The 16,402-nt window shown below is 40.2% G+C and carries 17 protein-coding genes; 1 reads left to right on the top strand and 16 read right to left on the bottom strand.

Annotation, left to right across the window (positions count from 1 at the left end):
- Positions 1 to 74: 74 nt before the first annotated feature.
- From QSJ81_RS02165 to QSJ81_RS02135, 7 genes are read right to left on the bottom strand one after another with little or no spacing between them, the layout of a single operon-like run.
- Entirely contained in the window at positions 75 to 1,799 is a 1,725-nt protein-coding gene (locus QSJ81_RS02165) for a sulfate adenylyltransferase subunit 1 (RefSeq protein ID WP_285715766.1), read from the bottom strand.
- 41 nt (positions 1,800 to 1,840) lie between these two features.
- Positions 1,841 to 2,641: a sulfate adenylyltransferase subunit CysD gene (gene cysD / locus QSJ81_RS02160; protein ID WP_285715765.1), complete on the bottom strand. Its 801-nt coding sequence runs from the start codon at positions 2,639 to 2,641 to the stop codon at positions 1,841 to 1,843.
- A gap of 27 nt (positions 2,642 to 2,668) precedes the next feature.
- Complete coding sequence (locus tag QSJ81_RS02155) at positions 2,669 to 2,983, bottom strand: 4Fe-4S dicluster domain-containing protein (protein WP_285715764.1); 315 nt, start codon at positions 2,981 to 2,983, stop codon at positions 2,669 to 2,671.
- Positions 2,967 to 4,655, bottom strand: a complete 1,689-nt coding sequence (locus QSJ81_RS02150; RefSeq protein ID WP_285715763.1) for an adenylyl-sulfate reductase subunit alpha — start codon at positions 4,653 to 4,655, stop codon at positions 2,967 to 2,969. The genes QSJ81_RS02155 and QSJ81_RS02150 overlap by 17 nt, the downstream gene beginning before the upstream one ends.
- Before the next feature lie 40 nt (positions 4,656 to 4,695).
- Positions 4,696 to 5,490 (bottom strand): ABC transporter permease, encoded by a 795-nt coding sequence (locus tag QSJ81_RS02145; RefSeq protein ID WP_285715762.1) that lies wholly within the window; start codon positions 5,488 to 5,490, stop codon positions 4,696 to 4,698.
- Positions 5,402 to 6,241 carry an ABC transporter ATP-binding protein gene (locus QSJ81_RS02140; protein ID WP_285715761.1) on the bottom strand — a complete coding sequence of 280 codons (840 nt, stop codon included), beginning with the start codon at positions 6,239 to 6,241 and terminating at the stop codon, positions 5,402 to 5,404. Before QSJ81_RS02140 ends, QSJ81_RS02145 begins: the two co-directional genes overlap by 89 nt.
- A gap of 10 nt (positions 6,242 to 6,251) precedes the next feature.
- Positions 6,252 to 7,289 carry an aliphatic sulfonate ABC transporter substrate-binding protein gene (locus tag QSJ81_RS02135; RefSeq protein ID WP_285715760.1) on the bottom strand — a complete coding sequence of 346 codons (1,038 nt, stop codon included), beginning with the start codon at positions 7,287 to 7,289 and terminating at the stop codon, positions 6,252 to 6,254.
- A 390-nt stretch (positions 7,290 to 7,679) separates the two neighbouring features.
- Here QSJ81_RS02135 and QSJ81_RS02130 point away from each other — a divergent pair, with 390 nt between their 5' ends.
- Positions 7,680 to 8,405 carry an MIP/aquaporin family protein gene (locus QSJ81_RS02130; protein ID WP_285715759.1) on the top strand — a complete coding sequence of 242 codons (726 nt, stop codon included), beginning with the start codon at positions 7,680 to 7,682 and terminating at the stop codon, positions 8,403 to 8,405.
- A gap of 216 nt (positions 8,406 to 8,621) precedes the next feature.
- On the opposite strand, the gene QSJ81_RS02125 is transcribed toward QSJ81_RS02130, so the two are convergent.
- From QSJ81_RS02125 to eutM, 9 genes are all read right to left on the bottom strand, one after another.
- Positions 8,622 to 9,704, bottom strand: a complete 1,083-nt coding sequence (locus QSJ81_RS02125) for a hypothetical protein (protein WP_285715758.1) — start codon at positions 9,702 to 9,704, stop codon at positions 8,622 to 8,624.
- Positions 9,705 to 9,920: 216 nt separating this feature from the next.
- Positions 9,921 to 10,472, bottom strand: coding sequence for a BMC domain-containing protein (locus tag QSJ81_RS02120; protein WP_038668918.1), 552 nt, complete (start codon positions 10,470 to 10,472; stop codon positions 9,921 to 9,923).
- Between the two features lie 19 nt (positions 10,473 to 10,491).
- Positions 10,492 to 11,823: a 4Fe-4S dicluster domain-containing protein gene (locus tag QSJ81_RS02115; protein WP_285715757.1), complete on the bottom strand. Its 1,332-nt coding sequence runs from the start codon at positions 11,821 to 11,823 to the stop codon at positions 10,492 to 10,494.
- A gap of 34 nt (positions 11,824 to 11,857) precedes the next feature.
- Complete coding sequence (locus tag QSJ81_RS02110) at positions 11,858 to 13,294, bottom strand: aldehyde dehydrogenase family protein (protein WP_285715756.1); 1,437 nt, start codon at positions 13,292 to 13,294, stop codon at positions 11,858 to 11,860.
- Between the two features lie 30 nt (positions 13,295 to 13,324).
- Entirely contained in the window at positions 13,325 to 14,308 is a 984-nt protein-coding gene (locus QSJ81_RS02105) for a cob(I)yrinic acid a,c-diamide adenosyltransferase (RefSeq protein WP_285715755.1), read from the bottom strand.
- Positions 14,309 to 14,311: 3 nt separating this feature from the next.
- Positions 14,312 to 14,596 carry a EutN/CcmL family microcompartment protein gene (locus QSJ81_RS02100; RefSeq protein WP_285715754.1) on the bottom strand — a complete coding sequence of 95 codons (285 nt, stop codon included), beginning with the start codon at positions 14,594 to 14,596 and terminating at the stop codon, positions 14,312 to 14,314.
- 29 nt (positions 14,597 to 14,625) lie between these two features.
- Positions 14,626 to 15,420, bottom strand: coding sequence for a flavoprotein (locus QSJ81_RS02095; RefSeq protein WP_285715753.1), 795 nt, complete (start codon positions 15,418 to 15,420; stop codon positions 14,626 to 14,628).
- Between the two features lies 1 nt (position 15,421).
- The gene (gene pduL / locus QSJ81_RS02090) at positions 15,422 to 16,081 is read right to left on the bottom strand and encodes a phosphate propanoyltransferase (protein WP_285715752.1); all 660 of its coding nucleotides are present in this window, start codon (positions 16,079 to 16,081) and stop codon (positions 15,422 to 15,424) included.
- A gap of 33 nt (positions 16,082 to 16,114) precedes the next feature.
- Entirely contained in the window at positions 16,115 to 16,402 is a 288-nt protein-coding gene (gene eutM, locus QSJ81_RS02085) for an ethanolamine utilization microcompartment protein EutM (RefSeq protein WP_038668895.1), read from the bottom strand.

Genomic DNA, 16,402 nt, shown 5'->3' with positions numbered 1-16,402 from the left:
CAGTCCAAGCGCAGGCTTCAAATGGAGCCTGCGCGGACTACTCAGAACATAAAAGTTCTAATAGCTGGCAAAGCCTATATTTGATACTCGATTTCCAAAGATTTCGCAGCTTGCAAATACCTTACTTGTCTAAAGTGCATAAAGGCGAACCATTTGTTAGCAAAATCAGCCAGAGCTATATTCGCTGATTGCAACTTTTCTAGCTCTGTCTTGAAAGCTACAAAGTCTTCTCCTGATTGCACCCGGATGTAGGCTCCCTGGGAATCGATAAATAGTACTTTATCATAGGCAATATCGTTTACTAAACTAATCTCTTGCAACTTAGATTTTCTTACTTTCCCGACAAGATTGGTTTTCACATCTACCAGATTAAAATCTTCTGGGTACTCATAAGTAGCACCGGTGGAAGGTATGACATCACCAATGGTAAAGGTATGAGGAATTGCCTCTAACTTCTTTAACCCGCCCTCAGAAAGGATATAATAATATTCATCAAAACAACTTATTACTATTTCATCCTCTTTTTGGGCAAATTTACTGGAAAGCTGTCTTTCTTGTACGAGACCAGTAACAATTCCACCGCCACAAACATCATAGCCGTCTACAATAACAAATCTTCCTGTATTTTGGTTATTTCTAAATTCATCAAAACAGATTTTCCGTTTCGTCTTGATGGTTACTTCTGCCACATCGTTGGTCTTTGCCTGATTCGAATTTTCGATATTTTCTAATGTAGTGGCATCAATTACCTTATTAATCGCAAAAACTTCACATTCTACTTCTTGTGTGGCTAGTTTGAGCTTATATTCTTTTTTCTTTACTAGATCGTTTTTCCCCATCCAAAACAAACTCACCTTAAAGGTATCAGCAGTTAATGGTGTATCGTAGGTATGGGAAATAAACTCGCCTCGTTGATTAAAAAATTCATCTTCCACTGTTATGCCTACAGACATCCCTGCAGAAATACTATCTTTTTTATCTTTATCTACCCAATACTCTATGCTTTTTACCTTGGTCACCTTATTACTCGGCGATATTAAAATTTCATCACCTGTTTTTAAAGTACCAGCCTCGATTCTGCCTGCAATAATTCGTCTATTATCAAACTTGTATACGTCTTGTATCGGGAATCGTAAAGGTTTTCCCTCTAACCCTTTATCCTTTTCAAATAAATCAATGGCTCCGAGAACAGGCTCACCTTTATACCATGGCATTTTATCTGAGGGGGTTGTTATATTTTCGCCATGAAAAGCAGAAACAGGTATATATTTTAAAGGATATACATGAAGACTGTTCAAAAACTCATTCATTTCTTGCTTTATGTTATTAAACTTCTCTTCGGAATACTCTATTAAGTCCATTTTATTGACTAATACATAGGCCTTTTGTATTCCTAATAGAGACAATATATAACCATGTCTTTTGGACTGTTCTTGAATCCCTTCATTGGCATCGATAATCAGTAATGCTGCCTCTGCACTAGCTGCACCAGAGATCATGTTTTTCAAAAATTCTTTATGACCTGGTGCGTCAATGATGACATAATCCCTCTTGTCCGTACGAAATTGCAGTTGGGTTGTATCAATGGTAATCCCTTGTTTTTGTTCCTCCTCAAAGGCATCTAGAAGATAAGCGTATTCAAAAGGCTTACCTTTTTCCTTAGCTATCCTCTTTACTCTATCAATCGCCCCTTCTGGAAGAGATTTTGTATCATATAGCAATCGACCTATCACCGTGGACTTCCCATGATCTACGTGCCCTACAACAACAATATTTAATACTTCTCTCGTAATATCCATTTGTTAACCTCCCTTATCTATCTCTAATAACGTCCACAGTGCTACATATACCCATCTTTACGAAGTTTTTGCATAGCATAAGAATCTTCTTGGTCTTGCGCTCTTCCGGCTCTCTCGCCGACCTTAGTATTTTTCAATTCTTCAATAATCTCAGCAACAGTGACAGCGTTTGAATCAATCTGCCCTGTGCAAGGAGCACATCCTAAACTTCTGTAACGTTTACCATTTTTCGCAAAATAAAGATCGACAAGCTCAATTTTTTCCCGTTCAATATAAGCCCAAATATCCATTTCATTCCAATGGAGAATTGGATGTACTCTAATGTGATTGCCCTTAGGAAAATCTGTTTTGAATTGATCCCATAACTCCGGCGCCTGATTGGTATAATCCCACTCCGAATCTTTATTTCTTTCACTAAAAACTCGTTCCTTAGAACGGGATCCTTCTTCGTCTCTGCGAATCCCTAAAATTAATCCTTCAAATTCATACTTGGTAACTACCTGTTGCAAACCATCCGTTTTTAAGGCTTTGCAGCAAACCAATCTGCCTTTGTCTGGACCCATGCCTGCCTTTAGCGCTTCCTCATTTGTATGAACAATCAGTTCTATATTATATTCTTTTGCCATGCGATCGCGAAAAGCAATCATTTCTGGAATCTTATGGGTCGTATCTACATGGATGAAGGGAAAAGGACAATGACCAAAAAACGCCTTTTTCGCCAGCCATAACATAACAGTTGAATCTTTGCCGATGGACCACAACATCCCTAACTTACCAAATTTCTTATACGCCTCTCTCAAAATAAAAATACTTTGCGCTTCTAATCTATCTAAATGATCCATAATCTCATCCTCCTCAAATCCTTTTTTCTAGTATGCATTTGCTTGGCTCTTATCCGTGGTAAGAATTTTTTCAGTACCATCAGGTAAAACAACAATCCAATGCAATAACTGCCCTTCCTGTTTTGTATAAAGAAAACTACCTTTACCACCCATATCTGCACCAAGATAGTATTGAATCGCATTAAAACTGCATTCTTTTACACAAGAAGTACAGCCCCAACATTCTTTGAGATATCTGATTTGTGTCTTACCAGCTATATCTTTATATAGTAAACTGCCAGGACAAACCTCACGGCATTTTCCGCAGCCAGTACACTTTTGAAGATCAATCTTTATGCTCATAAATGTCATCCTTTTTAATCAAGTCTCGCATTACCATTTTGATTTTTCCTGCTTCAAACCGTGAATTAACAAACTTCAACCAGTTTTCATCGTCTCGATTCGGATAATCTGCATTTTCCTGAAAAGAATGCCAGCGGGTTTCTTGCCTTGCTTCTAAATGGGCAATGAGAGTTTGGCATACATACAATCTATCAATGACTTCATAGATCAACATCAGTTGATGCAAATCCTCGGCTACAAGCTTTTGACTGATATCTAGTATTTCTATAATTCTTTTCTGGGCTTCTTGCAGTTTACGAGAATTATAGGTATAACCAGACGAAATTCCACCAGCATACTCATCCATTATTTTTTGCATAGCTTCTTCTACTTCTTCTACAGTATAAAAGCTTACTCTACTACTTAAATATTGATTTACCTCTGCCAGCTTTTTCTTACTTTCTTCTATATTAGGAACCAACTTTGTTGCACACTGTAGATAAGCTAAGACTGAGAACGCGGCGATTTCTCCTTCGGCAAAACAACCTGTTACATATTTCTGTGGACTTCCGCCAGCCACATCGCCAGCTGCATACAGTCCTTTCAGTGTCGTCTCTCGTTTGGTATCTACCCAATACCCGCTTCCTGTATGCCCACCCACAATGTAGGGTTCCGTACCTTCAATTTCCACATTCTCAGCAGCAGGACCATTACCATTTTCAAGCCATCGTAAGGTTTGAGCAGGAGCCATATTGAGATAAGCCTTATAAAGATCTCCTTCTTGTTCAGCTGAAATGCCTACGGTTTTTAAGTAACAGGGCCCTCTGCCTGCTTTATTTTCCATTACGGTAGAATACATTCGAAGGGAAGTTTTCCCGGCTCCATAATTTTTTTCGTATTCTTCTCCCAGTCCATTAATTTGCTGGGCTCCAATTCCTTGTGCGATTGTTCCAGTAGGGGCAATGGTATCTTTACAACGAAGAGCGATAAATCGCATTTCAAAGGTCGTCATCTCAGCGCCAGCCCTAATTCCCATGGCATAACCAGCTCCTGTATTAAAGGGAGAGTACCACATCTTATGTTTCGAAAATCCAGGGTTATTGGGTTTATATAACCCCGCAGCCCCTCCCGTAGTACAGATTACCGCTTTTGCGCCAATAACGTATAATATATTCTGATCTAGTGAAAAACCATAGGCACCGATTACTTTTCCCTCTTGCACAATATAGTCAATGATGTTCACTCGATTTAAAACAGTTACATTCTGGCTTTTCCTTACCCCATCAGCAAGGATAGGCTTAATATTTTCCCCATTAATTTTTATATTTCTATTGCCTCTAGAAACATACTCTCCTGTCTCATCCTTCAGTATGACAAGACCTAATGTCTCCATTTTCTCTGTGACTGCATTTAGTCTTTGAGAAATGGTATATACAAGATCTTCTCTGATCACACCTTCTGCATCATTTCTTACATAATTAAGATAGGTTTCAGGTGTTTGACCTTTTACAATATAGGCATTTAGGGCATTAACCCCTGCAGCAAGACAGCCGCTCCGTTTAAGATTCGCCTTTTCTGCAATGAGTACCTTAGCCTTTGAATTTTCAGCAATGGTTATCGCCGCAAAACAGCCTGCCGTTCCGCCGCCAACTATCAAAACATCTGTTTCAAGATCCTTTATGGTTAACTCCATCAACTACACCTACTTTCTCATTCCCCACAAACTGGTTTCATTACGCTTTATCTAAGCCCCATTTTTGCCTAATATCCATTTCAATTCGTCCAAATATTAATTTATCTACTGCAACACCAAGCACAACAATGACAATCATAATCGCCATCACTTGGCTAATATCTGCTAAATCTCTGCCCACCATAAGCACCTGCCCCAGCCCCTTGGTTGCAGATATCATTTCCCCTGCCATTAAGGCTCTCCAAGCAAAAGACCATCCTTGTTTTAAGCCTGAAATAATACTAGGAAGGCTTGCAGGAATGATCACATTCCAGTACAGTTTAAATCCTTTAGCACCCATTGTTTTTGCCGCTCTCACAAAGATAGGATTTATATTTTTCATACCCGATTCTATGGCAATGGAAACAGCAAAGGTTGAACCTACTGCGATAACAAAGATAATAGCACTCTCATTTAATCCATACCAAAGAATCGAGAAAGGTAACCAACAAATGCTTGGCAATGTTTGTAATCCTAATATTAATGGACTTACGTTTTCATCAAGATACTTAAATCGTACAATGGCAAGACCAACCAATATACCTATAATGATAGATATAAAATACCCAAGCAATATTCTTTTGGCACTTGCCAAAACGGCAATGGCAAGGGTGCCATCTGCTACCAACCCCCAAAGGGTGGTAAAAACAGCAATAGGAGATGGAAAAATATATGCCTTCCACAATCGTAGCCAATCTACGCCAATCCTATATGCCAGTTCCCAGATTATTATCAGAAGCAGGTAAAATAGTACCTTTTTTGCTAGTCCAATCAGTGTCAAATTCAGCTTTGGCAACCTTCTCCACCTCCTCTTTTAGTTCTTTCATGATGTCTGCTGCAAGATAAGCCAAATCCACATTTTCTGGTTGCCTTGGTCTGGCAAGTTGTATATGGAATTCCTTTTTTATCACACCAGGATTGGCTGCCATGACAATAACCCGATCTGCCAGTAGAACTGCTTCTTCCACATTATGAGTAACAAAGATAATATTTTTTTTGGTTTCTAACCAAATTTGTTGCAATTCCACTTGTAAAATACTCTTCGTCTGACTATCTAAAGCAGCAAAGGGTTCATCCATTAAGAGTACCTCTGAATCTAAAGTTAACGCTCTAGCCAACGCAACCCTCTGCCGCATTCCACCTGACAATTCATGTATGAAGCAATTTTGAAAGCGAGTAAGATGTACCATCTTCAAATATTTTGCCGCTTTTTCTCTGCGTTCTTCTTTAGGAATGCCAGCAATTTTCATACCAAATTCCACATTGTCAATGACTTTAAGCCAAGGAAATAGGGCTGCTTCCTGAAACATAACAACCCGGTCAGGTCCAGCCCCCTTTACTTCAGTACCGTTAGAAACCACTCTTCCTGTTGTGGCTTCTTCTAATCCAGCAATAATATTTAAAAGAGTTGACTTCCCACACCCTGAAGGTCCTAGAATACAAACAAATTCACCCTTGTGAAAGGTAACATTGATGTTATCGAGAGTTTTTATATTATCTGTTTTGGTAATAAAGCTTTTACTGACATTTTCTACTACTATACTCATCTATAACACCTCAATTCTCGATTTCCTTTAACCCTTTTTCCTTTAGAACCTTATTCAATATTGTAAAGTTAAATAGATTCTTGAGATCCGGTGCCGTTTTGATAAAGCCTGCATCGACGGATAGTTTGACGAAGTCAATTACAGAATCTTTCTCTGGATCATTAGTTATGGTTAATCTTTTAAAAGCATCATCTAAAATTTCCTTGGCTAAAGGTTTACCTGTAAATTCTTTAATCTGAGCATTCACCGTTTCTTTTGCTGGCTCAGGATTTTTGTTAATGTAGTCCGTCAATTCCACATGAGTCCTGATGAATTTTTCAACTAAATCTGGATGATCTTTGATAAATTGTGTTCTAGCAACAACAACTGCCGTTGTGTAATTACCATCTCTCCACACCTGTTTATCATCTAATAATACATTGGCTTTGACTTCACTGATTAATCGGGCTCCCCATGGCTCCGGAACAAGGGCAGCATCGATTTCTCCCTTATCAAGCAATGTCTTAATATCAGGATTATCGGCTTGCCTTACTTCTACTGTGCCACCTTTTGTTGTATCTGTTAATCCATTTTCTTGTAGAATGTGTCTTAAGGATAAGTCTTGTGTATTACCAAACTGCGGAACAGCAATTCGTTTGCCGCTTAGTTCCCCTACGTTTTTTAAGACTAAGTCTTTTCTCGTTACAAGGATAGCACCTGCATCCGTTGCCCCCGCAATGATTTGCAGATCCCCCTTTGATTTCGTATAGCCGTTAATGGCAGGACCAGGACCGATATAACCAATATCCACTTCTCCAGCAAATAAGGCTTCAATTTCTGCAGGTCCCGCATTGAAGGTTTTCCATTCAATTTGATTTGCTTCTCCTAGGGCTTTTTGAAATTGACCATTGGCTCTGCCGACGAGAGCCTGGGAATGAGTAATATTAGGAAAATGAGCAATTCTAACTTTTGTATTTTTGTTTTCCGCCGTACTTGATGAACAACCACTAATCCCTCCTGCTAATGCGATAAGTGCTGTTACCACCAAGGCAATCTTTACAAATTTCATATTCATCCTCCTCATTTTTTTATTTTATAGCAAATAAAAAAGACTAAGAACGTCCGCCCTAAATAGGGGACATCCTTAGCCTTTGGTTTTCCAATCAGCTATGTATTTAATTTTTCTCAGTATATCATCCGTTTTTTCCTGTGTCAATAAAAATAATCTAAACATCGATTCAATTACAAGTTCTTTAATTCCCACTTTAGAGGCAATAAAATCCTATGTAAATAACAGTTTTAGTAATCAGCACTATTAGCGCAAAAAGTTCAATTTTTATGAGGGCAATAATGTCATGTAGCCAGACAATTTATACTCAAGGTAATTCTTAAAGATTCGCAAATATAGCAGGAGGTAGTAAAATCAAACCAATAAGAATGCATAAGGAGGTTTTATTCAATGGCAACTCCGTTTTTAGGGGAATTTCTAGGTACTACGACACTTATTATTTTTGGTAATGGTGTCGTCGCGAACTCATTATTAAAAGGTTCCAAGGCAGAAGGTGCTGGTTGGCTAAATATTATTGCTGGCTGGGCAGTAGCAGTGCTAATGGGTGTTTTTGTCTCTGTTTCATTAGGTGGGCAAGGCGATCTTAATCCAGCAGTAACATTTGCAAAAATGTTAAACGGTGGTTATGCGGTATCAGAGGCAGTTACTCTTATGATTCTGCAAATAGCTGGTGGTACTCTTGGTGGTTGTATTACTTGGTTATTCTTTCGTGGACACTGGGAGATTACAGAAGATAAGGGCATTAAGTTAGCGGTTTTTTGCACTGGACCTGCAATTCGCAATTATTCTCAGAACCTGCTTTGTGAAATCATTGCTACTGTCATGCTCATATTTCCTGTTTTCGCTATGTTTTCTAAAAACGTGGGGGCAATGAGTCCTGGCTATGGCCCTTATATGGTTGCTGTTTTAATCTTTGGTATCGGCGCTTGTCTCGGAGGTACAACTGGGTATGCCTTAAATCCTGCCCGTGATCTTGGACCTCGTATTGCACATGCCATATGCCCCATTGCTGGTAAAGGAGATTCCGATTGGTCCTATTCCTGGGTACCTGTAGTTGGCCCTATGATTGGTGGATTCGTCGCATTTGCTTTATCAAAAGGTGTTGGTATTCTCTAGTACAAGACTACTAATTCGATACATAAAAAGGGAGCTGCTAGCAATTAGCTGCCCCCTTTTTATTATATTAGAAATTACCGTTTTTTTAGCATAAGGCAAAGATAGAAATGTAACCGCATAGGCGCAGAGTGCACTGAGAGAACTGTTTAAAATCCTATCCATTGTGTCTGTGTTCTCTGCGCCTCTGTGGTAAAAAAAGAAGAGTTGTCGTATTCCCTACCCTGCAAAAACTCCCATTAAAAGTTTAACAACCAATCCTGATACCATACCTATAAAGGGATCTGTGATGGCGGTAACCGTCATGGTAACACCACCAATAATCAAATCATTACTCCCTAAGCCACTTTGCAAGGCTAAACCTGCATTAATTGGTACGGTGACAATAGCACCTAATACTAATAAAAAGCCAGAGATTGACTCGCTAGGTACAAACTTGGCTACCTTAGGCAACATTTTTGTGATTAGAATAATCGCCATGATGCTCATCATAAGCACACCTGAGGCAATTGGATGTGGTGCTGTCCCTGTTGCTGATATAATGGCCTGAACAGGTGCCCCACCAAATAAGGAAGATATCATATCTGCAAGGCTGCTAACAATCGTTAAGTGATCTAAATTGACCTCAGATTTCGCTAATGTTTGGGCCGTTATATTGCCAAAGGCAATATTTGCACCTACATTTAGAGCGCTAATACCGAGAGCACCGCGAATCACTGTCTTATTAAATACAAACTTTTGTAAAATAAACTTCTCACGAGACTCATCGATTTGGATATCCCCTTGTTTATTAAAGAAAAACGCTGCTATAGAGGATAAGATGACGCAGCTAACAATTGTATAGACTAACTTATCGGCAGGGTTTGGTGTAATGTAATACGTCAATAATGCAGTGAAAATAGAAGTTCCGCCAACGATAGGATTTCTAGTTGTCATTTCTACTGCAACCTTCGCCAATATTACACCTACGCCTGCCATCATTCCATTTGTAATGACAGGACCGATAAAATTAACAAGTACTTGAAATATGCCAAGCAGTCCTACAACAAGAAGAATTGCCCCTTCCAGAAAAATCATTGAACATCTTTCCTGGATCGTTCGCCCCATTGTTCCAGCTAAGGTAAGCGTCTCTGCTTGAAAGGATATGGGAGAAACAATTCCCAGAACACCACAGCCAACTGCGCCAATAATAAAACCAGCCGCTGTTGGTACAGAGGCAAAGCCAAAAGTTAATGCATATAACCCACCAGGCAAGGCATTAATGATTACACCAAATGCTACTAGAAAATCCTGCGCTGTCATTTCTCTCCTCCACTATTACAAATAAATAATTGCATATTTTTTACCAAACTAAACCTTATTACAATAAAAAAGAAACACAAAAAACACAAAGGAACTACATAAACTTATCTTTGCGTTATTTGTGTTTCTTTGTGACCTTTGCGTTTCAAAATGCTTTGAAACACTCTCAAAACTTTGCTAATCGTGCAAACTAAGAAATATAAGCCAAAATTAATGTCAAAATAAAACTTTGTGTAATGCATTGTGAGGCGCTGGCAAAACAAGTTGATCCACTAGGAACCCAGTATCTTTAATGGCATTACCTCCTGCACGTATGGCAGCAGTTACTGCCCCTACATCACCAGTTAATGTGACCATTGCTTTACCACCCATACCCCTAGCCAGTCGAACTTCGATTAGTTTTATATCTGCAGATTTTGCTGCTATATCAGCAGCTACAATTGCCGAAGCAACAGAATAACTTTCAATGATTCCCAAGGCTTGTATTTCTTTCACATCTGTACATCCTGTTAATGCTGGAAAAACACTATCATGTAAGTTTGGCAAAATAAATTCATCTACTACATTCTCGCAGCCACTGACCGCTGTCCCACTCCGAACAGCACTTTGTACCGCCCCTACATCTCCGGCAACCATTACAACATACTTACCTGGACACATGGCTTGGGCCATGAGTATCTCAACATTAGCAGCTTTTAACATAGCATCCGCCGCTAAAATACCCTTTGTAATGTTTTTTAACTCTAATAAGCCTATAGCACGTTTCATTCTTTTACCCCCTGTTGTCCTAAGCCTTTCGGATGCCGATGCTTTTGTCTACAATAAATACTTCTCCTGAAAGACTAGCATGTAGATTGGCTCCTACAGCTGCACCTTCAGGAATCTTTGCGATTAGTTCCCCTTTTACAACCTTATCTCCTACTTTTACAATTGCCTCTGCCGGTGCTCCAATATGCTGTGAAAGCGGTAACCTAACTTCCTGTACACTAATCTCTTTTTCACTGAGTGGTGCTTTCACATCATACTGAGAAATCCCCAGACGAGCAGTCAATCTTTTGGTAGGAATTAAGCGGTATTCACGACTCCCGTGAACCTCTTGCGGTTTATTGTGATGAAGATTCTTTATTCCAGCTTTAGCCAGCTCTTTTTTTAATTCTCCATTCACTCTACGAGGTGATAGTCCCATGGTACAACCATAAGTGTCACATGCCCCACATTCGGAGCATAAAAATGCTCTCGAAAAGATTTCTGATTCGCCAATTTGCCCTCTACCAATGGCCTGCATAATGCGATGAGGCTCCAAACTATGCCCTAATAAATGACGAGGACAGGCTTCTGTACACGCCAGACAATTACAACATACTGATTTTGCCCGATTCGCGATCATCTGCCATGGTGTATTTTTTTGCAATATTAAAGAGTGATCTATCGGCAAAACAAGGATGCCTCCTGTAGTTTTCGTAACAGGCGCATCGAGTTCAATTAATTTCCCCATCATAGGCCCGCCATCAATGATAGCATAGGGATGTACAAGGGATCCGCCTGCTAAATCAATCAACTCCTGCACTTTCATACCAATCGGTACTTTTACCGTTACAGGATGACATACAGCGCCACCAACCGTTACATACTTATCTGTTACACCTTTGCCTTCTAGCGCATTTGCAACATTAACTAATGTCTCCACATTAGCAACTACGACTCCTACATGTAATGGAATACCACCTTCTGGGACAATTTTCCCTGTTACTTCATGTACCAGTACTTGCTCATCCCCTGCTGGATAAATATCTGGTAAAAAAAACAGTTCAATTTCTTCTTCGCCCATTTGTTTTATAGCAGCTCGAAGATTATTTGTGGCTTCTTCATACTTACGCTTTAAGCCAATATAGCCTTTTCTAGCACCTGTAGCTAGCATTACCGTTTTCAAGCCTAATACCATTTTCATACTTTCTGCTGCCATAATATGCTGATGTGCTCTAAGTAAGGGCTCACATTCTGCGCCATTGGCAATTACGGTATCAACACTTGCATTTATCTTGATATGAGTGGGGAAACCGGCTCCCCCGGCTCCCACCACTCCTGATGCTTTTACCGCAGCAACAATCTCGTCACGCATTTTCTACCAACTCCTTGCTATTCGATTAGTGAACCTAGATGATGGAAAACGCATCAACAAGAACGCAGCGTCTTTGACGGGTAAAACTACGAGGGGAAGTTAAACCTTCACCAGTAGGACCGGCAATGGTAAATGTAATAAACCCTTCTCCGCCTACACCAATTCCGGCATAAGAAGGAGCATTTTTAATAAAGATAGTTGTTTCTACCGCTTTGGCAAACCGAGTAAGATTATCCACGTTTTTAGAATGCATCGCTGCCGTATGGCGATTGCCATGCTCTACTTTAACAGCCAATTCAATTGCAGCGTCAATATCTTTGACTTGCACAACAGGTAGTATAGGCATCATTAATTCTTCAATAACAAATGGATGGTCTGCTGGGGTTTCACATAAAACAACACGAATGCTGTCTGGCACATCAATTCCAATTTTACTTAATATATATTTGGCATCTTTACCAACATAGTCTTTGTTGATGCCATATGATTTTTTGGGTTTTTCTGTACAACCTTCTGCCATTTTCTCTTCTTTTACTGTCATGACAACTTCTAAAAGTCTTTCTATTGCAGAACCAGAGATTAAATAGGCACCATATTTTTGCATATAGTTGATGAGTTCATCAGCGATAGATCCTATAGCAATGACTTCTTTTTCTGCAATACAAGGTAAATTATTATCGAAGGAGCAACCTGCAATAATATCTCTGGCGGCTTTTTCAATATCAGCAGTTTCATCAACAATAACAGGAGGATTTCCAGCTCCTGCACCAATGGCTTTCTTACCAGATGACAAAACGGCCTTAACAACGCCAGGACCACCTGTTGCGACTAGCATATTAATTCCTGGGTGCTTCATCATAGCATTGGCTGCCGTAATAGAAGGTTCAGCTACTGATGTCAATAGATTGTTAGGACCGCCAGCTTTTACAATGGCCTTATTTAATAATTTTATAATCCAAATAGAAGTATTTTTTGCCGTAGGATGCGGGCTAAAAAATACAGAATTGCCAGCAGCAATCATGCCGATTCCATTACAAATTACTGTTTCTGTAGGGTTTGTAGTTGGCGTAATGGCACCAATCACTCCATAAGGTCCCATTTCAACTAAGGTTAAACCTTGGTCACCACTCCAAGCAGTCGTAGTCAAATCTTCAGTTCCTGGGGTTTTCAGAGCCGCCATTTGGTTCTTAATGATTTTATCTGCAACTCTTCCCATTCCAGATTCTTCTACTGCCATTTTAGCCAGTATTTCTGCATTCTCATAAGATGCATCCCGAATTGCTTGGATTAGTTTTTCTCTTTTTTCTAGTGATAACTTCCTTAACTGTTCATATGCAATTCGAGCTGCTGCTACGGCTTCATCAACAGTCTCAAAAATTCCATCCTCTTGACAAGATTGAACTTTTTCCACTTGCATTTTTGCCAATATTTCTGATGTTATTTTTTCAATTAATGCTTGATCTAAACTCATATCTTCCCCTCCTCCTAGTTCTAGCCACGGTTAACCTATAGCTAGACCAGCTTTAGCAACTATCATATCTTCATCAACCGCGCCACCACTTACTCCCAAACCACCAACTATATTTCCATTGACTATAATGGGGAAACCACCGCCAAAGGCAATAAATCTGCCACCATTAGCCGTATGAAGCCCAAACAATGGATTTCCTGGGGTTACTAAGGGAGCAACTTCGTGAGTGGGCATTTTTAACGCAACTGCAGTATAAGCCTTATCTAGGGCCAAGGAAACACTAGCTAACAATGCACCATCCATACGATGCTGCGCTACTAGATTTCCTCCCACATCAACTACAGCAATTACCATAGGAACTCCTATGTCCATTGCTTTTTGTTCTGCTAGAGCTATCATTTTTTTTGCTTTATTTAATACGTTTCCTTGCTCTTCACCAGTACAATTGGTCTGTTCACCTTTTAAGGCAAGTAACACCTTATTCTTAACTTCTGCGATTAGTTCCTCTTGTTCAACACAGCGAGCTAACACAAACAACACATCAGAAAGACGATTCAAGTATAAGGATACTGGCGGTGTAACCTTCTCTGTTCTTTTGAGCCGAACAACACAACGCTCTGCACGCCGTACCATTGTACGAGCAAGGTCTAGTGCTGCACTTGCCGAGCAAGTTCCCGGTGTTACAAAATAATGTTGTGGAATCCGTTTTTGTTCTAGGGAGTCAATGATTGACTCCAATCTCGTAACATGATCTTGGGTAATACGATAATCGGCAACCGCCAAATTTTCTGTTGCCAAATCTGCATTTAAGGATATCAATTCCACTTGTATATGCTGAATTGTTTCAACAGCCCAAGGTAAATTAGTAATCAGGGACTTCCCCAATCCCATGGCGGCATTTGCCTCATCCACCGTACCATAGGCATCAACTCGTGCGTGATCTTTGAAAACCCGCTGTTTGCTCAGCAGGCTGGTTTGTCCCTCATCCCCTGTTTTTGTATATACTTTCATCATACATTACTCCTCGAGTAACTCTTTATTTAACTCGATACTATCAATAATTCCAATGATAGCAGAATCTACTGCTGCGTTGGGTCTACCAAGTAAATGCCTGGCTGAACTGCCTTCAACAACGAGTACAGTCTCACCTGTACCAGCACCAATGGTATCTACAGCTACAACTGGATTTCGTCTTTGATCTTCATAAAATTTCATAGGTTGCACAAACAGCAATTTGCTGCCAGTGAGACTTTCATCTTTAGGCGTAGCCACCAATGTACCTACCACTCTTCCTACCCACATAGGCATTCTCCATTCCTACTGCTACTTGTTCACTGTTCCAATATAATCTCAACACCATATTCCCTGGCAACATCTTTCGCTAATGGAGTAATAATGGTTCCCCAAGAAACTGTAATACTTTTAGCACCATTCGCTGCAGCATTTTTTATTGCAACCGCATCCAGTACACTTTTTTTGTTTGCCAAACCAGCTGCACTCGTTTTATTTTTGCGGCCCAATAATTTTTGACCTTCCTCTGCTAAAGCAGTCACTTGAACAAGCTGTATGCCATAGCCTGCTAGCTTTTGCAAATTTGTACGTAAAGCTTTTAGCAGTCCAGGTGATGCTTTTCCCATATTAGCCTGTAATCGCCAACTATCCATTGGGTCGGCCGCATTCAAGGCTGCTACTACTGGTTTTCCCATCATTAAACCTTGTAAAATCAGAGTTGAAATCATCGTATCCGACAAAGTATGAGCCAGCTTCGCTGCCGTATTCTGGGTAAGCACTGGAACAAGCACAAGTTCGGCTTCCCGTAATACATCGCCAGGGTAAGTGGAATGGGCAGTAACAATAGTTGTGTGACTGCCCAATTCTGCCTTAATACGATCAATTCCCATAATTTGTTCAGCCGCTGCAGATAAGACTACTGTTACCGAAAAATTAAGATTTTGTATTTTTTTTATCTCTGCCAAACCCTGCTCAAAGCCAATTGTTCCACCAGTAAAAATGGCCAAAGCTTTATGCTCAGCCAGAGCAACATCTTCTTGTATAGCCGCAGGTTTTTGTTTTAATTGGCGCATAACTTCTAACGTAACAAGTTGCACCAGCTTTTCATTATCCACGCTATACCTCCTCGCATCGCGATAGAGTCACTTCATCACCACTTTTCAGATTGACAGCATTCGCTTCATCCGTATCAATATGAAACTCCAGACGAAAATCTGGATGTACACGTACTAACACGTTTTTGAAGGAAGCTCCCCGCGAACCGCCAATTTCAACCTTGACCCGTTCTCCATCTGAAACACCAAAACGCCGAGCATCATCTGTATGCATGTGAATATGTCTGGTTGCGCATATCAACCCTTCCGTTAAGGTCACTGCGCCATGAGAACCAACGATCGTAATACCAGCTGATTCTGCTATATCGCCTGAATCACGCAGAGGTGGCACGACCCCAAGACTAAATCCATCTGTACGGGAAATTTCAACCTGCGTATTCTTGCGCACTGGTCCTAATACCCGAACACCACGAATTACACCTTTAGGCCCAACCATAGTAACCGTTTCCGCAGCAGCAAATTCTCCAACTTGTTTCAAATCTTTTTGCCGCGTCAACGTATGGCCAGAACCAAACAATATCTCAATATGCTCGGCAGAGAGGTGGATGTGGCGATTGGATACGCCTACAGGAATGCCTTTCTTTTCCTCTAACAAGGTCGTTTTTGACAAGACCTGCATTACCTGTTTCACAACTTCATCCATTACTGTCTTTTCCATCATCTCACCTCATTTGCCCTAAATTTTTATTTCAAATTATAAAGATTCATCAACCTTAGGAAGAATCTTTTCGATATCTGTATGAGGACGTGGAATTACATGAACAGACACCAATTCGCCAACTCTTTGTGCTGCTGCTGCACCTGTATCAGTAGCAGCCTTTACTGCCCCTACATCACCACGAACTAAAACGGTTACTAAACCAGATCCAATTTTTTCATAACCTACTAATATTACATTAGCCGCTTTAACCATTGCATCAGCAGCTTCAATAGCACCTACTAAACCCTTTGTTTCGACCATTCCTAAAGCTTCTCCACGCAT

This window comes from Pelosinus sp. IPA-1, from assembly GCF_030269905.1.
Lineage (GTDB): Bacteria > Bacillota > Negativicutes > DSM-13327 > DSM-13327 > Pelosinus.
The sequence above is the reverse complement of the archived record's forward strand: the minus strand, read 5'-3'. Positions and strand labels throughout refer to the sequence as shown.

Coding starts and splice junctions, on each gene's coding strand:
- QSJ81_RS02165 (WP_285715766.1), bottom strand. CDS start 1,799: ATGGATATTACGAGAGAAGTATTAAATATTGTTGTTGTAGGGCACGTA.
- cysD (WP_285715765.1), bottom strand. CDS start 2,641: ATGGATCATTTAGATAGATTAGAAGCGCAAAGTATTTTTATTTTGAGA.
- QSJ81_RS02155 (WP_285715764.1), bottom strand. CDS start 2,983: ATGAGCATAAAGATTGATCTTCAAAAGTGTACTGGCTGCGGAAAATGC.
- QSJ81_RS02150 (WP_285715763.1), bottom strand. CDS start 4,655: ATGGAGTTAACCATAAAGGATCTTGAAACAGATGTTTTGATAGTTGGC.
- QSJ81_RS02140 (WP_285715761.1), bottom strand. CDS start 6,241: ATGAGTATAGTAGTAGAAAATGTCAGTAAAAGCTTTATTACCAAAACA.
- QSJ81_RS02135 (WP_285715760.1), bottom strand. CDS start 7,289: ATGAAATTTGTAAAGATTGCCTTGGTGGTAACAGCACTTATCGCATTA.
- QSJ81_RS02130 (WP_285715759.1), top strand. CDS start 7,680: ATGGCAACTCCGTTTTTAGGGGAATTTCTAGGTACTACGACACTTATT.
- QSJ81_RS02125 (WP_285715758.1), bottom strand. CDS start 9,704: ATGACAGCGCAGGATTTTCTAGTAGCATTTGGTGTAATCATTAATGCC.
- QSJ81_RS02120 (WP_038668918.1), bottom strand. CDS start 10,472: ATGAAACGTGCTATAGGCTTATTAGAGTTAAAAAACATTACAAAGGGT.
- QSJ81_RS02115 (WP_285715757.1), bottom strand. CDS start 11,823: ATGCGTGACGAGATTGTTGCTGCGGTAAAAGCATCAGGAGTGGTGGGA.
- QSJ81_RS02110 (WP_285715756.1), bottom strand. CDS start 13,294: ATGAGTTTAGATCAAGCATTAATTGAAAAAATAACATCAGAAATATTG.
- QSJ81_RS02105 (WP_285715755.1), bottom strand. CDS start 14,308: ATGATGAAAGTATATACAAAAACAGGGGATGAGGGACAAACCAGCCTG.
- QSJ81_RS02100 (WP_285715754.1), bottom strand. CDS start 14,596: ATGTGGGTAGGAAGAGTGGTAGGTACATTGGTGGCTACGCCTAAAGAT.
- pduL (WP_285715752.1), bottom strand. CDS start 16,081: ATGATGGAAAAGACAGTAATGGATGAAGTTGTGAAACAGGTAATGCAG.
- eutM (WP_038668895.1), bottom strand. CDS start 16,402: ATGCGTGGAGAAGCTTTAGGAATGGTCGAAACAAAGGGTTTAGTAGGT.